The following is a 19,346-nucleotide window of genomic DNA, read 5'->3' as shown; positions in this document are numbered from 1 at the left end:
AAGTACGCATGGCTGCCACTGAGTGCATACCTCTCGTTTGACCGCCTCTGTGATGAGGTACACCGGCTGCTCAGTGACTATGGCACTGAGTGCGCGATTAATTTTGAATAAGCACTTAGCTGATAGCAGACAATCAGTCTTCGACACGCACGAGCCAGGATTCCACTGTCTCGGCACCGAACTCATCCTTCCATGCCTTGAGGGTTTTCTGGTTACCGCCGCGAGTCTCCACCACTTCACCGGTGTTGGGGTTCTTGTAGATCTTCAACTTGCGCTTGCGACGACCATTGCTGGAGGCACTGGCAGCCTTGGTAGTGGCAGGAGCCGCCGCCGGCTTGGGATCGAGCAGCTCGATGACATCGGCCGCGCTCTTGCCGAATTCGGCCATTAGTGACTGGAGCTTGTCCTTGAATTCCAGCTCGGCCTTGAGGCGTTCATCATTTTCGAGCTTTTCGAGTTCAGCCTGCAGTTGCTTAAGCTGCTCTTCCTTCTGCATGTAGTTGCTTAGCAGTGAGGACATGGGAGTATTCCTTGATTTGAGAAATGGGGACGCTACGAGACACACAATATTATCGTGATTACCACGCTGGAAGCAACTCCATTATTAAACCAGGAAACTAGAGCCGAGATTAAAAAGCCGACAAGTTATATGACAATTTTATATCAACATAAACTTATATAAGAACCATGCCATTAACTAGATATCTAAGCTGAGACCCTGGTGAGTTTCTGGGTAACTGTCGGCAAATGACTACAGGCGAACCACTTCAATAAAAAACACCGCCCCATGAGGGGCGGTGTCGAGATCAAGCTTGGCGCTGACCAGTGTAACGGATCAGTCCTGACCCATCTGCTGCTTGATGAGGTCACCGATGGTGGTGGGACCGTCGCCCTCAGCGGCACCGTCCTGCTCACGCAGCTTGCTCATGTTGCGGCGCGTATCATCCTGATCCTTGGCTTTGACGGACAGGTTGATCTGACGGTTCTTGCGATCGACACCGACGATGCGCGCTTCCACGCTGTCGCCTTCGTTCAGGGCGTTGCGTGCGTCCTCGACACGATCCGCACTGATCTCGGAAGCCTTGAGAACGGCCACAACGTCAGTTGCCAGCTCGACATGAGCTTCTTTGGCGTCAACCTCGACGACACGACCGGTCACGATGGAGCCCTTGTCATTGACGGCCAAGAACTCGGCAACCGGGTCGGTATCGAGCTGCTTGATGCCCAGCGAGATACGCTCACGCTCGGGATCGATGGACAGGATGACGGCTTCGGCTTCGTCGCCCTTCTTGAAGTTGCGCACGGCTTCTTCGCCGGTGTCTGTCCAGGAAATGTCGGACAGGTGCACCAGGCCATCGATGCCGCCTTCGAGACCGATGAAGATACCGAAATCGGTGATCGATTTGATGGTGCCGGAAACACGATCGCCCTTGTTGTACTGGGCGTTGAAGGTTTCCCAGGGATTCGCAGTGCACTGCTTGATACCCAGAGAAATACGACGACGCTCTTCGTCGATATCCAGCACCATGACATCCACGTCGTCGCCGACCTGAACGACCTTGGACGGATGGATATTCTTGTTGGTCCAGTCCATCTCGGAAACGTGGACCAGGCCTTCGACACCCTCTTCCAGCTCGGCAAAGCAACCATAGTCGGTGAGGTTGGTGACCGTGGCATGCACCTTGGTGCCTTCCGGATAACGTTCCTTGATACGCACCCAGGGATCCTCGCCCAGCTGCTTCAGACCGAGGGAGACGCGATTGCGCTCGCGATCGAACTTCAGCACCTTGACATTGACTTCGTCACCGACGGAGACGATCTCGCTCGGATGCTTGATGCGCTTCCAGGCCATGTCGGTGATGTGCAACAGACCATCAACGCCACCCAGATCGACGAATGCGCCGTAATCGGTCAGGTTCTTGACGATACCGATAATCTGCTGACCTTCCTGCAGGGTTGCCAGCAGTGCTTCACGCTCGGCGCTGTTTTCCGCCTCGAGCACGGCACGGCGGGAGACCACCACGTTGTTGCGCTTCGGGTCGAGCTTGATGACCTTGAAGTCCAGCTCTTTGTGCTCGAGATGCGTGGTGTCGCGCACCGGACGCACATCTACGAGAGAGCCCGGCAGGAAGGCGCGGATGGAATCCACGTCGACGGTGAAGCCGCCCTTGACCTTGCCGTTGATCACGCCCTTGACGATCTCTTCCTTTTCGAAGGCTGCTTCCAGAACCTTCCACGCCTCGGCGCGTTTCGCTTTCTCGCGAGACAGGCGGGTCTCGCCGAAACCGTCTTCGACGGCTTCCAGAGCGACGTGGACTTCGTCGCCAACGGCGATGGTCAGCTCGCCATTATCGTCGCGGAACTGTGCCGCGGGAATCTGACCTTCGGATTTCAGGCCAGCATTGACGGTGACCCAGTCACCTTCGATGTCGACAACAGCAGCCGGGACGATGGCGCCCGGTTCCATGTTGATGTCCTGGAGAGACTGTTCAAACAGTTCAGCAAAGCTTTCGCTCATGATGTTCCTACGTGATCAACGTGAATGCGACCGTAGTCGCTTCCTCCGCACCACCAGCGAGTGCGGGCCATTTCAGACTACCTTCGGGGATGTTGGCGCTGGTTCGACCTGGACAGGCTCACGGGAATCAATGCCCATCCACGTCATCACATCTTGCCGAAGGCGCCGCAAGGGAGCTCAGGCATCCGACGTCAGGCCCTCGCGGGCCAGCAGTGCCATCAGCCTATCCACCACTTCCGGTATCGTCAGGCTCGTGGTGTCCAGAGTGACGGCATCATCGGCCGGCACAAGGGGCGCCACGCTGCGCTGCATATCTCGCGCATCGCGTGCCTGAATCTCCTTTAGAAGACTAGATAGATTAGCATCCACCCCCGCCTCTCGCAACTGTCGATAGCGCCGCTGGGCGCGCTCCTCGGCCGACGCCGTGAGAAATATCTTCAGCGGAGCATCCGGAAAGACCACGGTCCCCATGTCTCGTCCATCGGCCACCAGACCCGGGGCATGGCGAAAGGCCTGCTGGCGTTGCGACAGGGCGGTGCGGACCGCGGGGAAGGCGGCCACCCGCGAGGCGGCATTCCCGACCTGTTCGGTGCGAATATCGGCACTGACATCCTGGCCCTCGAGCAGAATACGACCTTCTCCGCCCGCTGCCAGAAAGACCACATCCAGCTCGCCGGCCACCCTAGCCAGCCCCGCTTCATCGTCCTGGGCCACGCCCTGACGGATTGCCGCCAGCGCCGTCAGTCGATACAGGGCACCGCTATCCAGCAGATGCCAGCCGAGGCGCTCGGCGACCAACCGGCTGATGGTGCCTTTGCCGGCTCCGCCCGGTCCGTCAATGGTCAACACTGCCGTATTGTCGATCATGTGCCCTCCTGCTTCTCCTGGATGATCAGACCGATTCGCCGAGCCAGCTCGATAAAGCCGGGAAAGGAGGTAGCTACGTTGGCGCAGTCGTCGATCAGGATAGAGTCATTCGCGCGCAAGGCGGCAATGGCGAAGGCCATGGCGATGCGATGATCGCCCAGGCTATCGACCACTCCGCCCTGGTAGTTGGGTCCTTCGCTGTTATGGCCCATGATATCGATGCCCTTATCATACAGAGTGTGCTCGATACCCAGCCGCGCAAAGCCATCCGCCATGGCCTGCAGGCGGTCGGACTCCTTGACGCGAAGTTCGCCGGCATCGCGCAGTCGCGTCACGCCCTCGGCATTGGCCGCCGCCACGAACAGCGCCGGGAATTCGTCGATCGCCAGGGGCACCTGATCCGCGGGAATATCGATTCCCTTGAGCGGTGCATAGCGGATGCGCAGGTCGGCGACGGGCTCACCCCCGACTTCATGCTCGTTCTCGAGTCGCAGATCGGCGCCCATCAGACGCAGGATGTTGATCACCCCGATGCGGGTTGGGTTGACGCCGACGTGCTCCAGCACCAGATCTGCGCCCGGGGTGATGGCCGCCGCCACCAGGAAAAAGGTAGCCGAGGAAATATCCGAGGGCACATCGATGGGGGCAGCGACAAGCTCACCACCGCCCTGCAGCCAGCAGGTATCGCCCTCACGCTTCACATCATAGCCAAAGCCACCCAGCATCCGCTCGGTGTGATCACGCGTCGGCGCCGGCTCGCGAACCCGCGTCTCGCCCTTGGCATACAAGCCGGCCAGCAACAGGCAGGACTTGACCTGAGCACTGGCCATCGGCATATCGTAATGAATACCCTGCAGCACCTGACCGCCGCGAATCCACAGCGGCGGACGACCGCCTTCGGCGGTCTCGATCACGGCGCCCATGGTGCGCAGCGGATCCGCCACCCGCCCCATGGGACGCCGGGTAAGAGAGCTGTCACCCGTCAGCTCGGTGTCGAAGTTCTGTCCCGCCAGCAAGCCGGCAAACAGGCGCATGGCCGTGCCGGCGTTGCCGACATAGAGCGGGCCCGCCGGCGCCTGAAGACCATGCAGGCCAACGCCGTGAACCGTCACACGCCCCTTGTGCGGTCCCTCGATCGCCACCCCCATCTCGCGAAACGCCTGCAGGGTTGCCAGGCTGTCCTCTCCCTCGAGAAATCCCGAAATCTCGGTGACACCCTGTGCCAGGGCGCCCATCATGATGGCGCGATGCGAGACTGACTTGTCGCCGGGCACTCGAATGCGCCCCTTGACGCGGCCACCAGGTTCCGCCTGGTAGCGCACTCTGTTGTCTTCCTGCATGTGATACTCCGCCTGGTAACTGCGCTGGTTCAGTAAAGAGTCAAAGTAGCGTCGCGCGTGGCTGGCCCGGTCAAGCGTTGACAGCATTGCATCAACATCCCCGGTTTCGACCGCCTGACGGAGCCGCGCCAGGCCGGTCTCGAACTCATCCAGGGCATCAAGTACCGCGGCTTGATTGGCCGCAAAGATGTCGCGCCACATGACCGGATCGCTGCCGGCGATACGGGTAAAGTCACGAAAGCCCCCGGCGGCATAGCGAAATATCTCCAGACGCTCATCCTGCCGCGCCAGAGTGTCCACCAGAGAGAAAGCCAGAAGATGTGGAAGATGGCTGGTTCTAGCCAGTACAGAGTCGTGGCGCTCAACTTTCATTTCCAGCACTTCGGCACCGACGGCCTGCCACATGCCACGCACTCTGTTCAGGGCATCGCGACAGGTTTCGGGCTCCGGGGTGAGAATGACCTTGTGATCCTGATACAGAGCCGCATTGACCGCTGACAGACCGCTCTTTTCCGAACCGGCGATGGGATGCCCGAGCACCATCCTGGCCGGCAGCTCACCGAAAGCGGCGACGGCCGACTCGCGAATGGCGGTCTTGGTACTGCCCACATCGGTGATCACCAGATCGCGGGCTGCGCGCTCCTGCGCCTGAGCCAGCTCGCTCATCACCTCACGCATGGCCAATACCGGCACCGCCAGCACAACCATGCTGACCTCCTCGAGCATGGCCGAAAGCCGGGTGTCACCCCAGTCGATCAGCCCCATCTCCCGGGCACGCGCCAGTTCATCGGCATGCGGGTCACAGGCCAGGATCTCGCCACATATCCCCGCCTGACGAAGCCCGGCCGCCAGAGAGCTGCCGATCAGGCCAAGGCCCACAATGAGGATGCGAGGCTCATGCAAGGGAACTGGCATTGTCAGAGAACGCCCATCGGGTAGGAACCCAGCACCTTGACCTCGGCGGCCCGCAGGCTGACCTCCTCAAGCATGGCCGCCACTCGCGGTTCTGCGTGATGGCCCTTGAAATCGATGAAGAACACATAATTCCACACCCCGGTGCGCGAAGGGCGTGTCTCGAGGCGGGTCAGGTCGATGTGATGACGATGAAAAGGTTCCAGCAGGTCATGCAACGCCCCCGGCTGGTTGCGCATGGCGACCACAATGGAGGTCTTGTCGTCGCCCGACATGGGCACATCCTGATTGCCGATGATCAGAAAACGCGTCGAATTATCCGGACGGTCCTCGATCTTCTCGGCCTGACGCATCAGGTCATACAGCTTGGCGGCCATGTCGCCGGCGATGGCGGCACTGTGCCATTCGGTCCTGACCAGCTTGGCCGCTTCCGCATTGGACGACACCGGCACACGTTCGGCATGGGGATAGTGGGCATCCAGCCACTTGCGGCACTGAGCGAAGGATTGAGGATGCGAGTAGATCCTCGACACCTTGTCGCGCCGGGTGTTTTCCGAGACCAGAAGATGATGATGAATGCGTAGCACGACCTCGCCACAGATTCGCATCCCGGAATCCATGAAGGAATCCAGGGTGTGATTGATCACCCCTTCGGTGGAGTTCTCGACCGGCACGACGCCATAATTGACGGCACCGGCCTCCACCTCACGGAACACCTCGTCGATGGCCGCCATCGGCAGACTGACGGCACTCTCGCCGAAGTGCTTGAGGGCCGCCTGTTGCGTGAAGGTGCCTTCGGGTCCCAGGTAGGCGACCTTGACCGGCTGTTCCAGAGCGAGGCACGCCGACATAATTTCACGAAACAGACGCGCCATTTCCTCGCTGTCCAGCGGGCCATCGTTGAGCTCCATGATACGGCGCAGCACCTGAGCTTCACGCTCGGGTCGATAGAACACCGCCTTGGAATCCTCCTGGGTCTTGATGGCAGCCACATGGCGCGCGCAGTCTGCACGCTGACTGATCAAGCGCATGATGTCGGTATCGAGCTGGTCGATACGCTGACGCAGCTCGTCGAGATGATGGGGCGTATCAGTCATGGGGTTCCCCTGATTATCAAATTATCAAGCCGCGAGCATCGAGCCACGAGATTCAAAGGGCACCCCCAAGGCAGCGTCGCTCATATCTCGTACCTCGAAGCTCGTATCTCGTACCTCGAAGCTCGAAGCTCGAAGCTCGAAGCTCGAAGCTCAGCTTACAGCTCCCGGCGTAGCCGAGCCGCTCAGCCATTACGCCGCTCGAAATCGGCCATGAAATCGACCAGCGCATCCACGGCCGCTTCCGGCACCGCGTTGTAAAGGCTGGCCCGCATGCCGCCGACACTGCGATGCCCCTTGAGATTGAGCAGTCCAGCCTCTGCGCTTTCCGCCAGGAAGCGCTCGTCGAGCCGGGCATCGGCGAGGACAAAGGGAACATTCATGCGCGACCGGTTGAGCTCGGCAATCGGATTGGAAAAGAAGTCACTATTATCGATGGCCGCATAGAGCTTGCGGGCCTTGCTATCATTGATCTGCTGCATGGCATCGAGCCCGCCGATATCGTGGCGAAGCCACTGGAAGACCAGCCCCGCCAGATACCAGCTATAGGTCGCTGGCGTATTGACCATCGACCCCGCCTCGGCCAGGGCGCGGTAGCTGAACAGACTGGGCATGTCGGCCCGCGCTCGATCCAGCAGGTCTTCACGAACTATCACCACGACCAGGCCAGCGGGACCGATATTCTTCTGCGCACCGGCATAGATGATCCCGAACCGAGATACATCCACTGGCCGCGACAGGATCGAGGACGACATGTCACAGACCACGGGCACTTCCTCCCCATCCGCCCGTGAAAGGTTGCCGCGCCCATTGCCGGGAAGGTAGTCGAACTCGAGGCCTCCGATGGTCTCGTTGGCCGTATAGTGCAGATAGGCCGCATCCGTGGACAACCGGATATCATCGACACGAGGTACCGAAGTGTGACCATTGGCCTGGCTGCTGGCTGCCACTGCGGCGCGGCCGAAGAGATGCTCGGCCTCCTTGATGGCCTTGCTGCCCCAGATACCGGTGTGCACGAAGTTGGCCGTGCCGCCCTGCCCCAGCAGGTTATACGGCAAGGCGGCGAACTGCTGGGTTGCACCGCCCTGGGTGAAGAGCACGCGATAATTGTCGGGAATGGACAACAGGTCGCGCAGGTCGTGCTCGGCCTGCTCGGCAATCGCCATGTAGTCACTGGAGCGATGGCTCATCTCCATGACCGAGAGGCCCCGTCCCTGGTAGTCCAGCATCTCCTGCCGGGCCCGCTCCAATACCGGCGCCGGCATGGCAGCCGGGCCAGCGCAGAAATTGTGATGGCGTGTCATCGACTCAAGGTATCCTTGCCGCGTTACAGGTCATCCGGGGTCTCGGGCTGGTCGCCATCCGACGCTGGCGAGCCGCCACCGTCTGCTTTGTCGCCAACACCGGCCTCACCGACCGGTGAATCACCCGCAAGCGACGACTCCTCTTCCGCCACCAGGGGCTCTTCGGGCTCATCCACTCGCACCGTCTTGACCAGTGACTCACTCTCGCCAAGGCGAATGAGCATCACTCCCTGAGTATTCCGAGAGGAAATCGACACCTCGCCGACCCGTGTGCGCACCAAGGTGCCGCGATCGGTGATCAGCATCATTTCATCCGATGCGTATACCTGCATTGCTGCCACCAGAGGACCATTTCGCGAGCTGGTCTGCATGGCGATGACCCCCTGTCCACCCCGGCCGCGCAGCGGAAACTCTTCCAGGCGCGTGCGCTTGCCATAGCCATTCTCGGACGCCGTCAGAATATAGATCTGACCATCATCCTGTGGCTCCGCAGTCGTCGCCTCACCGACTTCTTCCTCGGCATCGATGAGCTGGCTGCGCGGAATGATCAGGCTGATCACTTCGGCCCCATCCAGCAGCCGCATGCCGCGCACGCCTCGGGCCGTGCGCCCCATGGCCCGCACGTCCGTTTCGTTGAAACGAATCGCCTTGCCATTGGATGACAACAGCATGGCATGGTCGTTACCACTGGTAATGGCCGCGCCAACCAGTCGGTCGCCTTCTTCCAGATCAATGGCAATCAGCCCGACGCTGCGCGGACGCGAAAACTGTTCCAGACTGGTACGCTTGACGGTGCCCTTGGCCGTGGCAAACAGGATGTAGCACTCCGGGTCATACTCATGCACCGGCAGGATTGCATTGATGGCCTCATCCTCCGCCAGCGGCAGGAGGTTGACCAACGGCTTGCCGCGCGACCCGCGACTCGCCACCGGCATCTCGTAGACCTTGAGCCAGTAGACCTTGCCGCGGTTGGAGAACAGCAGAATGGTATCGTGAGTCGAGGCCACCAGCAGGTGCTCGATGACATCCTCATCCTTCATGGAGGTCGCCGACTTGCCGCGACCGCCTCGGCGCTGGGACTGATAGTCGGAGAGCGGCTGGGTCTTGGCGTATCCCGAGCGGGACACCGTCACCACCATGTCTTCCTCGGCGATTAGGTCTTCCATCGAGAGGTCGAGGTGGCTAGCCTGAATCTCGGTACGACGCTGCTCACCGAACTGATCGCGAACGGCCAACAGCTCCTCGCGAATCACCTCCAGCAGGCGGTCCGCGGAGGCCAGAATCTCGGTCAACTCGGCAATCTTCTGAAGGATGTTCAGGTATTCGTCGAGCAGCTTCTCGGTTTCCAGGCCGGTCAGGCGGTGCAGTCGCAGCTCGAGAATGGCCTGCGCCTGACCCGGCGACAAGCGATAGCGGCTGCTCGCCTCATCGAGGCCGAAACCGTCCTCGAGGTCCTCCGGCTTGCAGGAGTGGGCACCGGCACGTTCCAGCATGTCGGTCACCTGGCCCGGCGCCCAGTCGCGCTCAAGCAGCTTTTCCTTGGCTTCGTTCGCCGAAGGCGAGGCCTTGATCAATTCGATGACTTCATCGATGTTGGAAATGGCCACCGTCAGGCCTTCCAGAATGTGGCCACGCTCCCGCGCCTTGCGCAGCTCGTAGAGGGTACGACGGGTCACGACCTCCCGACGGTGCCTGATAAAGGCTTCCAGCGCCTCCTTCAAGTTGAGGGTGCGTGGCTCTCCCCCTTCCAGCGCCACCATGTTGATGCCGAACACATTCTGCAACTGGGTCTGGGCAAAGAGGTTGTTGACCACGACCTCGCCGGATTCGCCCCGCTTGACCTCGATGACAACGCGCAGACCTTCTTTGTCGGACTCATCGCGCAGCTCGGCAATGCCCTCGACACGCTTGTCCTTGACCAGTTCGGCGATCTTCTCGATCAGCCGCGCCTTGTTCACCTGGTAGGGCAGCTCGGTGATGATGATATGATCGCGGCCGGTCTTGTCGTCGTGCTCGATAGTGTGGCGAGCCCGCACATAGATGCGCCCGCGGCCGGTGCGGTAGGCATCCAAAATGCCGGCACGGCCATTGATGATGCCTCCGGTGGGGAAATCCGGCCCGGGGATGTAATCAATGAGATCGTCAACGCTCAGGGTGTAGTCATCGATCAGGGCGAGACAGCCGTTTACCACCTCCACCATGTTATGCGGCGGAATATTGGTCGCCATGCCCACCGCAATACCCGAGGAACCATTGATCAACAGGTTGGGAAGCCGGGTCGGCAGGACTTCCGGAATGCGCTCAGTGCCATCGTAGTTGTCGACCCAGTCGACCGTGTCCTTTTCCAGGTCGGCCAGCAGCTCGTGGGCCAGGCGCGCCATGCGCACTTCGGTGTAACGCATGGCCGCGGCATTATCGCCATCGATGGAACCAAAGTTGCCCTGGCCGTCGACCAGCACATGGCGCATGGAAAAGTCCTGTGCCATGCGGACGATGGTGTCGTAAACCGCACTGTCGCCATGGGGGTGATATTTACCAATCACGTCACCGACGACACGTGCCGATTTCTTGTAAGCCTTGTTCCAGTCATTGCCCAGCTCGTGCATGGCATAGAGCACACGCCGATGCACGGGCTTGAGGCCATCGCGCACGTCGGGCAATGCACGGCCGATGATCACGCTCATCGCGTAATCGAGGTACGACTGCTTGAGCTCGTCCTCGATATTGACTGGCAGAATCTCTCTGGCGATGTCACCCATGGGTCGTCGAATCCTTTGCACTACAACAGGTAAGCGCGTCACGAGACCGTGAAATCAGGGCCACCACCATCGACGACAACAGACTCAAGAGCAAAACGACGGAGCCGACCTGAGTGATCCAGGCCGCCCAGATTCGCCTTGTTCGCCCGTCGAGCCCATGGCAACTCCCTGGCGCGTCAAATCAGCGGAGGATTATACCATCCCGAGCGAAGCAAAGCAGCGACCTGCGATCAAAGCCGGACTATTCAACGACCAGCCGCTCCATGACATCGCGCAACTCGCCTTCGATGGGCACGGCCTTGTCATGTCGGGTGTCCAGCAGCACGAAGGTAAGGTCGGCGCTGGACACCAGCTTGTCATCCCGGACGCGACGCACTTCCTGATGCATCCGCGCACTGCGTGTACCGACATCGGCCAGAGCGGTGATCACCCTGAGGTCCTCTCCCGCGACTGCGGCACGCCGATAGTCGATGTTCAGGTTGACGGCCACAAAGGCCACGCTACCGCCGTGCAGTATCCCCGCCAGCTCGGCATGCTCGTCGAAATAGGCCCACCGCCCCTCTTCGAGGAACTCCAGGTAGCGAGCGTTATTGACGTGGCCATAACCATCGAGATGATATCCGCGCACGCGTAACGTAATGATCGACTGCTGCGAAGCCATGTGAACACCTTCTAGTGGATGAGCGGGTGGCAACGGGACCAGGCATTGCCACAGCCGCCATGTGTGCAAGGGTCGGGCCGCCAGCCCAGTGCCATCGGCATTCTATCCATGCGGCACGGACATGATCAAACAGTTGTTTGACAGCCGGCAAGGCATGTCGCTGGTGGCACCCGCGCTCAGCTTTCGACATAATAACCGCCCTTTACATGCAGGAAAGCTTCCATGTGGTTCAAGCACTTGCACCTCTATCGACTCCATGACGCACCGGAGATCCCGGCTACAGATCTGGAAGCGGCCCTGGAAGCGCAGGCCTTCCGCCCGCTTGATGGCGCCGAAGCCCGGCGCCTGGGCTGGACGACGCCTGCCGGCCGCTCGGGCCCTCAGTATCTGCACGAACTGCAGGGGCACAGACTGATGACAGCGCTCAGCCAGGAACGCATTCTACCCGCGGCGGTGGTCAAGGAAGAGCTGGAAGAGCGCGTCGAGCACCAGGAGGCCGCCGAGGGCCGCAAGCTCAGACGCCAGGAGAAACTGGCCCTGAAGGAACAGATCTATGAAGAGCTGCTGCCGCGGGCCTTCGTGCGTAGCCAGAAGGTCGACCTCTGGTGGGACAGTCGCAACCGCTTGATCGGCATCAACACCAGCAGCCGCAAGCGCGCCGAAGAGGTTCTTGACCTGCTTAGGGAGACCCTGGGCAGCCTAAAGGTCACGCCCCTGGCGACCCAGACACTCCCCATGCGCGCCATGACCACCTGGCTGGGCGATGCCGCCTCCCGTCCAGCCGACATGCAGCTCGGCGACCAGGTGGAACTCAAGGCCAAGGGCGACGATGGTGTACTGCGCGCTCGCCAGGTCGACCTCGAAAGCGCAGAGATCCAGCAACTGCTGGAGGGAGACCGCCAGGCCAGCAAGTTGGCGCTGGGCATCGAGGGCCAGTTGACCTTCGTGCTGCATGACGACCTGGCGATCAAGAGCCTGAGTTTTGATGATGCCCTGATCGACGAAGCGGCCCAGACCGAGGATGGAGACGACAGCCTGGTTCGTCTGGAAACCGATTTTCTGTTGATGACCAAAGCCCTCGCCGAGGGCATCGAGCGCCTGATAGCTTGGCTGGGTGGTGAATCCACGACGACCAGCGACACCTCTACTGCATGATCGACAACGACCACGGCCGCCACGAATGAACAACAGCGAAGCGACAAGTGCACAGGACCCATGGGCCGAGATTCGTCCCTATCAGGATGAGGAAGTGGCCGATGTACTGGCCCGCCTGGCCAAGGACCCCGAACTGCTGGATGCCCTGACTCGTTTCCGGCTGCCCCGCCTCGCCCTCTACATGCCTCGACTGTCACGCGCCATCGCCAGTTTCGCGGTTCGCCGGGAAGTGCGCGGTGTCAGCGACGTCAAGACGTTCCAGGACCGCATCGCTGGCTACATGCTGCGCATGATTCGCAACTCGACCACAGACTTCCGAGCCGATGGCCTCGACAAGCTGCAGCCGAACACGGCCTACCTGTTCATCGGCAATCACCGCGACATCTCGCTGGATCCGGCCTTCGTAAATTACGCGCTTTACCTGGCAAAACGCGACACCGTGCGCATCGCCATCGGCGACAACCTGCTGCAAAAGCCCTACGTTAATGACCTGATGCGCCTCAACAAGAGCTTCATCGTGCCGCGCAGTGCTCGCGGCAAGCGCGCCATGCTGGCCGCCTATCAGAAGCTGTCGGCCTACATCCGGCATTCGATCACCCAGGACAATCATTCAATCTGGATGGCCCAGCGCGAAGGTCGTGCCAAGAATGGTATCGATCGCACCGACCCGGCCATCATCAAGATGCTGACCATGGCCAGGCGCGGCGCCGAACGCCGGGCCGGCACCGGCGAAGCCATTGCCGAACTCCGCCTGGTGCCCGTGTCGATCAGTTACGAATATGACCCCTGCGATGTGCAGAAGGCACGTGAGCTGCATGCCGTCAATGAAAGTGGAAATTATGCCAAGAGTGAGTTCGAGGATATTCACTCCATCGTGTCCGGCATCACCGGACAGAAGGGACGGGTTCATCTGCGCTTCGGCACCCCGCTCGGGGCAGAATTTGAGACTCCCGAGGCCGTGGCAGAGGAAATCGACCGCCAGGTCATCGCCGGCTATCACCTCTTTCCCAGCCACCATCTGGCACTCGAGGCCCTCGGGGAGTCTCCCGAGCTGGTCGATCTCAGCGAGGTGACGGACGCTGATCGAGCGCGCTTCCAGAGTCGACTCGCCGAGGTGCCCGAGGAGCTACAGGACTGGTGGCTGAGACAATACGCCAATCCGGTGAAAAATCGCGCCGCCAGGGGGTAATGCCCGGATGAGCCAGAGCCAGACTCGATCCGCACAGGCCAGTCAGGCCAACCGAGTCACCCTGATCGGGGCCATCATCGACCTAATCGTGGGCCTGGCCAAGGTGGTGGCCGGTTGGCTGGTGGGCTCGGCCGCCCTGATCGCCGACGGTATCCATTCCTTCTCGGATATTGTCACCGATATTTTCGTGATGGCCGCCACACACTTTGGTCGCCAGGCGCCTGACAGCGACCACCCCTATGGGCATGGCCGTATCGAGACCCTGGCGACCCTGTGGCTAGGGAGCATGCTGATCTTCATTGCCGGCGGCATTGCCTGGTCGAGCCTGTCGCGCTTGCTGGATGGCGAGATCGCCAGCGCCCCCGGCCTTTGGGCGATCTGCGTGGCAACCGTCGCCCTACTCGCCAAGGAGTGGATCTTCCGTTACACCCTGACGGTGGCGAGACGCGTCAACTCGCGACTCCTTGAAGCCAACGCCTGGCACTCACGATCCGATGCCCTGTCCACCCTCGTTGTCCTGATCGGGCTGCTGGCGTCTCAGTTCGGATATGGCTGGGTGGATGCCGCGGCGGCGATCGTCGTGGGTATCATGGTGGGCCAGGTCGGTGGGCGCTTGCTTTGGGAGTCCGGCCAAGAACTGGTCGATACGGCATTGCCCAGGGCACAGCAGATGACCCTCTACCAAACGGCCATGACGGTGCCCGGCGTCCAGGGAATACATGACCTGCGCACTCGCCGCATTGGCGGCGAAGTACTCCTCGACCTGCATATTGTCGTGGCACCCCGGGTCACCGTCTCCGAAGCCCATGAAATAGGCAATGCCGTGAGTCGCCAGCTGCGCGATGCGCACCCTGACCTTTTCGACGTGACCTTTCATATCGACCCCCATGACGATGCCGGTGAGACCGAGCACAGCCTCAGGCCAGCCCTCCCCCTGCGCGAGGATGTCGAGCAGCTGCTCGATGACGTCTGGCATGACCTGCCACTCTGGAAGGAACGGCTTGCCCTGAACCTGCATTACATCGATGAACACATCGATGTATCCATCTATATAGATGGCCTGCCCGACGACAGGAATCTGGACGACGCCGCCCACGAGTTGCGCGATGCGGCCAGCGCCCTCACCTGGCTGGGGCGTTTGAGGATCTGGCAAGGCCCCGGCAAGGCATGAGCGTGATCCAGCCGCACGTCGACGTAAGGCACGCTTCTTCCTCCTCGTGATGGGCCGAGGTCATTGTCTGCTTTTCAGATTCAGTAGAAAGCAACGAGGCGTCGCCCTGCCACGGGGGGCATCCGTGTCAATGATCTAAACAGCAATACAGCGATACGACACGAAAACTTGAGATCAGTCACTCAGCGTTTCCAACCGGCCCGGGAGGCCCACCACACCCTTTGTCGAACGGGCAATCATGGTATGGTGGAAGACCTCTGCAACCATCCGTACAAGGAGAATCATCATGTCCTCATCGGAGATTCAGAAAACCCGCATTATCAATGAGTTGCGCGAGTTCATTAAAAAGCTGTTGCAGGACCCCCATATACTGGGACAATCCCTGGAGGTCGCCAGGCAAGAGCTTTCCCGGGGAGACTCGAACGACGCCATGGTGCGAATCGCCAACCAGATATCGGATACCACCAGCGTTCACATACCGGAAGACCCCGAAGAACACTCGGAAGCCGACAAGCTCTTTCTGGAACTCCTCAAGGAGGTCGTGAACGAGGATCAGGCGATGTACTGAGCACCTCCCCGACCCCATTCAGCGCAGGGCGATTGAGGGCTGGAGCCGGCCATGTAAAGCCCCCGACCACACAACGTTTGGGGGCTGGCGGCTGCGGGGGCCTGTGCTTCAGAGCCCTCACTGATAGAATGGCGGATTAACTTCGTATTCGCCGTGCCGTATGACCTACCTGATCAAGATCTACCCCGAGATCACCATCAAATCACGCTCGGTGCGACAGCAAATGACGCGCTGCCTGAGCTCCAATATACGCAACACACTGCGCCCGCTTGATGGCAAGGTTCGGGTACGTCGGCGCTGGGACGCCATTCAAGTCAAGCTTTCCGGCAACCTCAGCGACGAACGAGTGAAAGAGATCGAAGGCGCCCTGAGCCGAATCACCGGCATCGACCAGGTACTGCTGGCCGATGAGGTCACGGCCAGCGACATGACCACCATCGCCGACCGGGTGGTGCCAATCTGGGCGCCGCTCATCGAGGGGCGAACATTTCGTATCAAGGCCAAGCGACGTGGTCGACATGACTTCACTTCCATGGATCTCGAACGATACGTCGGTGGACGCCTGCTTCAATCTGCCGAGGATGCCCGGGTCGACCTCAAGCATCCGGAGGTCAGCGTACCGGTCGAGATCACCGACGATCGCCTGCTGCTGATTCGTGCCAAGTGGGATGGCATGGGCGGTTTCCCGATGGGCATTCCGGGCCAGGTCTTGACCTTGATGTCCGGTGGTTTCGACTCTCCGGTCGCAGCCTGGCGAATGATGCGCCGTGGTATCAAATCGCACTATATCTTCTTCAACCTAGGAGGGCCGGCCCATGAAGCCGGGGTGCGAGACGTCACCGGGCAACTATGGCAGCAATACAGTGCCTCCCATCGCGTCAACTTCATGTCGGTACCCTTTGATGCGGTGATGGGTGAAATCCTGCGCACCATCCCCGATGGCCTGATGGGTGTCGTGCTCAAGCGCATGATGGTTCGCGCCGCCAGTCGCATTGCCGAGCGCCATGCCATTCCGGCATTGGTGACCGGAGATGCCATCGCCCAGGTCGCCAGCCAGACGCTCAACAACCTCGGCCTCATGGATGCGGCAAGCTCGCTGCCGATACTGCGCCCCCTGCTGACCGACGACAAGCAAACCATCGTCGATCAGGCCAGGCAGATCGGCACGGCCCATCACGCCGAGTCCATGCCCGAATATTGCGGTGTCATTTCCCGTCGTCCGGACGTCAAGGCCCAGGCGAGCAAGATCGAACAGGCCGAACAGGCGTTCGACTTCCGAGTGCTGGATGCGGCCATCGAGGACGCCTCCATCACGCGCAGTGACGAGCTGGCCACAGAACGGGGTCAGCTCAGCGACGCAGCACTGATGATCATCGACTCCGAGTCGGCGCTCGACGAGGTCGAGAACGCCTGTGTCATCGATATCCGCGCCCCCCACGAGCGAGAGGATGCCCCCTTGACGCTGCAACAGGCACCACTCCTGCCGATTCCTTTCTACGAGCTGCAGGAGCGCGCCGCCTCGCTCAGCAATGACCGTCACTATCTATTGTTCTGCGACCAGGGGGTCATGAGTCGCATGCAGGCATTGCACCTTCACGACCAGGGGCTGACCCACTTTGGCGTCTACCGCGGCCATTGAATGCGGGCCAGTGCAGCCAGCAGCGAAAATGATACAATCGGCAACTGATTTCACGGACATTAATGGTGGCGATCAGCACTCCTTGATTGGCGAGTCGTCACCTCACGCTTCACGGGAAACCCTACGTCGCCATGCCGAACACAGATCCGCGCCAGATACTGGTCACCAGCGCCCTCCCCTATGCCAACGGCGCCATTCACCTCGGCCACCTGCTGGAATACATTCAGACCGACATCTGGGTGCGCTTCCAGAAAAGCCGGGGGCATGAGTGTCACTATGTATGCGCCGATGATGCTCACGGTACCGCCATCATGCTGCGCGCCGAGCAGGAGGGCATCAGCCCGGAAGCGCTGATCGACCGGGTTTCTCAGGACCACCAGGCCGACTTTGCTCGCTTCGGTGTCGGCTTCGACAATTACCACTCCACGCATTCCGAGGAAAACCGGTATTTCAGCGAGCTGATCTATACCCGGTTGCGCGACAAGGGCCATATTGCCACCCGTGACATCGAGCAGATGTACGATCCGCAAAAGGGGCTCTTCCTGGCGGACCGCTTCATCAAGGGAACCTGCCCCAAGTGCCATACCGCCGACCAGTATGGCGACAACTGCGAGGCCTGTGGTGCGACCTACACCCCGGCCGAACTGATTGATCCGGTATCTGCCATCTCCGGCGCCACTCCGGAAGTCCGCAGCTCGACGCACTATTTCTTCAAGCTGCCGGATTTCGCCGACTTCATGCATGAGTGGATTCACGACGGTCATGTGCAGCCGCAGATTCGCAACAAACTGCAGGAATGGTTTGACTCGGGTTTCAACGAGTGGGACATATCCCGGGATGCGCCCTATTTCGGTTTCGAGATTCCCGATGCGCCGGGCAAGTACTTCTACGTCTGGCTTGACGCTCCGATCGGCTACCTGGCCAGCTTCAAGAACCTCTGCGAGCGTCAGGGGCTTGACTTCGATGCCTACTGGCGACGCGACTCCAGCGCCGAGGTCTACCACTTCATCGGCAAGGACATCGTCTACTTTCACGCCCTGTTCTGGCCGGCCATGCTGCATGGGGCAGAATTCCGGACGCCCACGGCCGTCAACTGCCATGGCTTCGTGACCGTCAACGGCGCCAAGATGTCCAAGTCGCGTGGCACCTTCATCAAGGCCGCGACCTTCGCCGAGCACCTGAATCCCGAATACCTGCGCTACTACTTCGCCGCCAAGCTGACCCCCGGCGTCGACGACCTGGACCTCAACCTCGAGGACTTCGCCCAGCGCGTCAACAGCGATCTGGTGGGCAAGGTCGTCAACATTGCCAGTCGCTGCGCCGGCTTCATCCGTAAACTCGGCAATGGTCAGCTCGCCACACAGTGTGTGGAGCCGGCACTGCTCCAGCGCTTTATCGATGCCGGCGAGGAAATCGCCGCGCATTACGAGACTCGCGAGTTCGGTCGCGCCATGCGCCGGATCATGGAGCTGGCCGACGACGCCAACACCTACATTGCCGAGGCGGAGCCCTGGGTAGTGGCCAAGCAGGAAGGCCGCGAACAGGACGTTCTGGACATCTGTACGGTCGGCATCCAGTTATTCCATCAGTTGATGGTCTATCTGGCGCCGGTCGTGCCCAGCATGGCCCAGGATGCACAACGCTTCCTGCAGCTCGACAGCCTCGACTGGCAGAGCCGAACGCACGGACTCGAGGGCCACACCATCGCCAAATTCAAGCCCCTGATGACCCGCGTCGAAACCGATCGCATCGATGCCATGATCGAATCATCAAAGGAGGATCTGGTGGAAGAACAGAAGCTCAAGGACAGCGCCAAGGGCCCGCTGGCCAATAACCCGATTGCCGACGAAATCAGCTTCGATGACTTCGCCGGAGTCGACCTGCGCATCGCCCGCATCGCCAAGGCCGAATACGTTGAAGGCGCCGACAAGCTGCTCAAGCTGACACTGGATCTGGGTGGCGAGACGCGCAATGTCTTCGCCGGCATCCGCAAGGCCTATGCCCCCGAAGCACTGGAGGGTCACCTGACGGTCATGGTCGCCAACCTGGCGCCCCGCAAGATGCGCTTCGGCGTCTCGGAAGGCATGGTACTGGCCGCCGGTGATGACGAGGGCATCTACCTGCTGGAACCGCATTCCGGGGCCAAGCCCGGCCAGCGGGTAAGCTGAA

Annotated in this window: 14 protein-coding genes and 1 pseudogene; 7 read left to right on the top strand and 8 right to left on the bottom strand. The window is 60.6% G+C overall.

The genetic code is table 11. The annotated features are described in order from the left end of the window. A pseudogene (locus tag QWY74_RS10280) lies at window positions 1–111 on the top strand (IS630-like element ISHsp2 family transposase); the annotation flags it as partial. A gap of 22 nt (window positions 112–133) precedes the next feature. On the opposite strand, the gene QWY74_RS10275 reads toward QWY74_RS10280, so the two are convergent. From QWY74_RS10275 to QWY74_RS10240, 8 genes are all read right to left on the bottom strand, one after another. Then, complete coding sequence (locus tag QWY74_RS10275) at window positions 134–520, bottom strand: histone-like nucleoid-structuring protein, MvaT/MvaU family (RefSeq protein ID WP_264827384.1); 387 nt, start codon at window positions 518–520, stop codon at window positions 134–136. Between the two features lie 315 nt (window positions 521–835). Continuing rightward, a complete protein-coding gene (gene rpsA / locus QWY74_RS10270; RefSeq protein ID WP_264827382.1) occupies window positions 836–2,518 on the bottom strand; it encodes a 30S ribosomal protein S1 in 1,683 nt (560 codons plus the stop codon). A 177-nt stretch (window positions 2,519–2,695) separates the two neighbouring features. Next, the gene (gene cmk / locus QWY74_RS10265; RefSeq protein ID WP_264827380.1) at window positions 2,696–3,385 is read right to left on the bottom strand and encodes a (d)CMP kinase; all 690 of its coding nucleotides are present in this window, start codon (window positions 3,383–3,385) and stop codon (window positions 2,696–2,698) included. Next, window positions 3,382–5,640, bottom strand: a complete 2,259-nt coding sequence (locus QWY74_RS10260) for a bifunctional prephenate dehydrogenase/3-phosphoshikimate 1-carboxyvinyltransferase (protein ID WP_290314259.1) — start codon at window positions 5,638–5,640, stop codon at window positions 3,382–3,384. Before QWY74_RS10260 ends, cmk begins: the two co-directional genes overlap by 4 nt. Window positions 5,641–5,642: 2 nt before the next feature. Beyond that, window positions 5,643–6,734 (bottom strand): prephenate dehydratase, encoded by a 1,092-nt coding sequence (gene pheA, locus QWY74_RS10255; protein WP_264827376.1) that lies wholly within the window; start codon window positions 6,732–6,734, stop codon window positions 5,643–5,645. Between the two features lie 182 nt (window positions 6,735–6,916). Continuing rightward, window positions 6,917–8,035: a 3-phosphoserine/phosphohydroxythreonine transaminase gene (gene serC, locus QWY74_RS10250; RefSeq protein ID WP_264827375.1), complete on the bottom strand. Its 1,119-nt coding sequence runs from the start codon at window positions 8,033–8,035 to the stop codon at window positions 6,917–6,919. Between the two features lie 23 nt (window positions 8,036–8,058). Further along, window positions 8,059–10,794 (bottom strand): DNA gyrase subunit A, encoded by a 2,736-nt coding sequence (gyrA, locus tag QWY74_RS10245; RefSeq protein WP_264827374.1) that lies wholly within the window; start codon window positions 10,792–10,794, stop codon window positions 8,059–8,061. A 241-nt stretch (window positions 10,795–11,035) separates the two neighbouring features. Further along, entirely contained in the window at window positions 11,036–11,455 is a 420-nt protein-coding gene (locus tag QWY74_RS10240; RefSeq protein WP_264827372.1) for an acyl-CoA thioesterase, read from the bottom strand. 222 nt (window positions 11,456–11,677) lie between these two features. On the opposite strand from QWY74_RS10240, the gene QWY74_RS10235 reads away from it, so the two are divergent. From QWY74_RS10235 to metG, 6 genes are all read left to right on the top strand, one after another. After that, window positions 11,678–12,610: a recombination-associated protein RdgC gene (locus QWY74_RS10235; protein WP_264827371.1), complete on the top strand. Its 933-nt coding sequence runs from the start codon at window positions 11,678–11,680 to the stop codon at window positions 12,608–12,610. Window positions 12,611–12,635: 25 nt separating this feature from the next. Next, on the top strand, window positions 12,636–13,799 hold the full coding sequence (locus tag QWY74_RS10230; protein ID WP_290314258.1) for a 1-acyl-sn-glycerol-3-phosphate acyltransferase: 1,164 nt from the start codon (window positions 12,636–12,638) through the stop codon (window positions 13,797–13,799). Window positions 13,800–13,806: 7 nt separating this feature from the next. Beyond that, window positions 13,807–14,970: a cation diffusion facilitator family transporter gene (locus tag QWY74_RS10225; RefSeq protein ID WP_290314257.1), complete on the top strand. Its 1,164-nt coding sequence runs from the start codon at window positions 13,807–13,809 to the stop codon at window positions 14,968–14,970. A gap of 286 nt (window positions 14,971–15,256) precedes the next feature. Beyond that, window positions 15,257–15,538: a hypothetical protein gene (locus tag QWY74_RS10220; protein WP_264827367.1), complete on the top strand. Its 282-nt coding sequence runs from the start codon at window positions 15,257–15,259 to the stop codon at window positions 15,536–15,538. A 160-nt stretch (window positions 15,539–15,698) separates the two neighbouring features. Continuing rightward, window positions 15,699–17,177, top strand: a complete 1,479-nt coding sequence (gene thiI, locus QWY74_RS10215) for a tRNA uracil 4-sulfurtransferase ThiI (RefSeq protein ID WP_290314255.1) — start codon at window positions 15,699–15,701, stop codon at window positions 17,175–17,177. Between the two features lie 131 nt (window positions 17,178–17,308). After that, window positions 17,309–19,345: a methionine--tRNA ligase gene (gene metG, locus QWY74_RS10210; RefSeq protein WP_264827365.1), complete on the top strand. Its 2,037-nt coding sequence runs from the start codon at window positions 17,309–17,311 to the stop codon at window positions 19,343–19,345. The last annotated feature ends 1 nt before the right edge of the window (window position 19,346 follow it).

Origin of the sequence: Halomonas almeriensis (assembly GCF_030409235.1) — a bacterium.
In the GTDB taxonomy this organism is placed as follows: domain Bacteria; phylum Pseudomonadota; class Gammaproteobacteria; order Pseudomonadales; family Halomonadaceae; genus Halomonas; species Halomonas almeriensis.
This window is presented reverse-complemented; position numbering and strand designations above follow the sequence as displayed.

Bases quoted from the DNA above. Each gene is read 5' to 3' on its own strand.
- QWY74_RS10275 (WP_264827384.1), bottom strand. From the start codon at position 520: ATGTCCTCACTGCTAAGCAACTACATGCAGAAGGAAGAGCAGCTTAAG.
- rpsA (WP_264827382.1), bottom strand. From the start codon at position 2,518: ATGAGCGAAAGCTTTGCTGAACTGTTTGAACAGTCTCTCCAGGACATC.
- cmk (WP_264827380.1), bottom strand. From the start codon at position 3,385: ATGATCGACAATACGGCAGTGTTGACCATTGACGGACCGGGCGGAGCC.
- QWY74_RS10260 (WP_290314259.1), bottom strand. From the start codon at position 5,640: ATGCCAGTTCCCTTGCATGAGCCTCGCATCCTCATTGTGGGCCTTGGC.
- pheA (WP_264827376.1), bottom strand. From the start codon at position 6,734: ATGACTGATACGCCCCATCATCTCGACGAGCTGCGTCAGCGTATCGAC.
- serC (WP_264827375.1), bottom strand. From the start codon at position 8,035: ATGACACGCCATCACAATTTCTGCGCTGGCCCGGCTGCCATGCCGGCG.
- gyrA (WP_264827374.1), bottom strand. From the start codon at position 10,794: ATGGGTGACATCGCCAGAGAGATTCTGCCAGTCAATATCGAGGACGAG.
- QWY74_RS10240 (WP_264827372.1), bottom strand. From the start codon at position 11,455: ATGGCTTCGCAGCAGTCGATCATTACGTTACGCGTGCGCGGATATCAT.
- QWY74_RS10235 (WP_264827371.1), top strand. From the start codon at position 11,678: ATGTGGTTCAAGCACTTGCACCTCTATCGACTCCATGACGCACCGGAG.
- QWY74_RS10230 (WP_290314258.1), top strand. From the start codon at position 12,636: ATGAACAACAGCGAAGCGACAAGTGCACAGGACCCATGGGCCGAGATT.
- QWY74_RS10225 (WP_290314257.1), top strand. From the start codon at position 13,807: ATGAGCCAGAGCCAGACTCGATCCGCACAGGCCAGTCAGGCCAACCGA.
- QWY74_RS10220 (WP_264827367.1), top strand. From the start codon at position 15,257: ATGTCCTCATCGGAGATTCAGAAAACCCGCATTATCAATGAGTTGCGC.
- thiI (WP_290314255.1), top strand. From the start codon at position 15,699: ATGACCTACCTGATCAAGATCTACCCCGAGATCACCATCAAATCACGC.
- metG (WP_264827365.1), top strand. From the start codon at position 17,309: ATGCCGAACACAGATCCGCGCCAGATACTGGTCACCAGCGCCCTCCCC.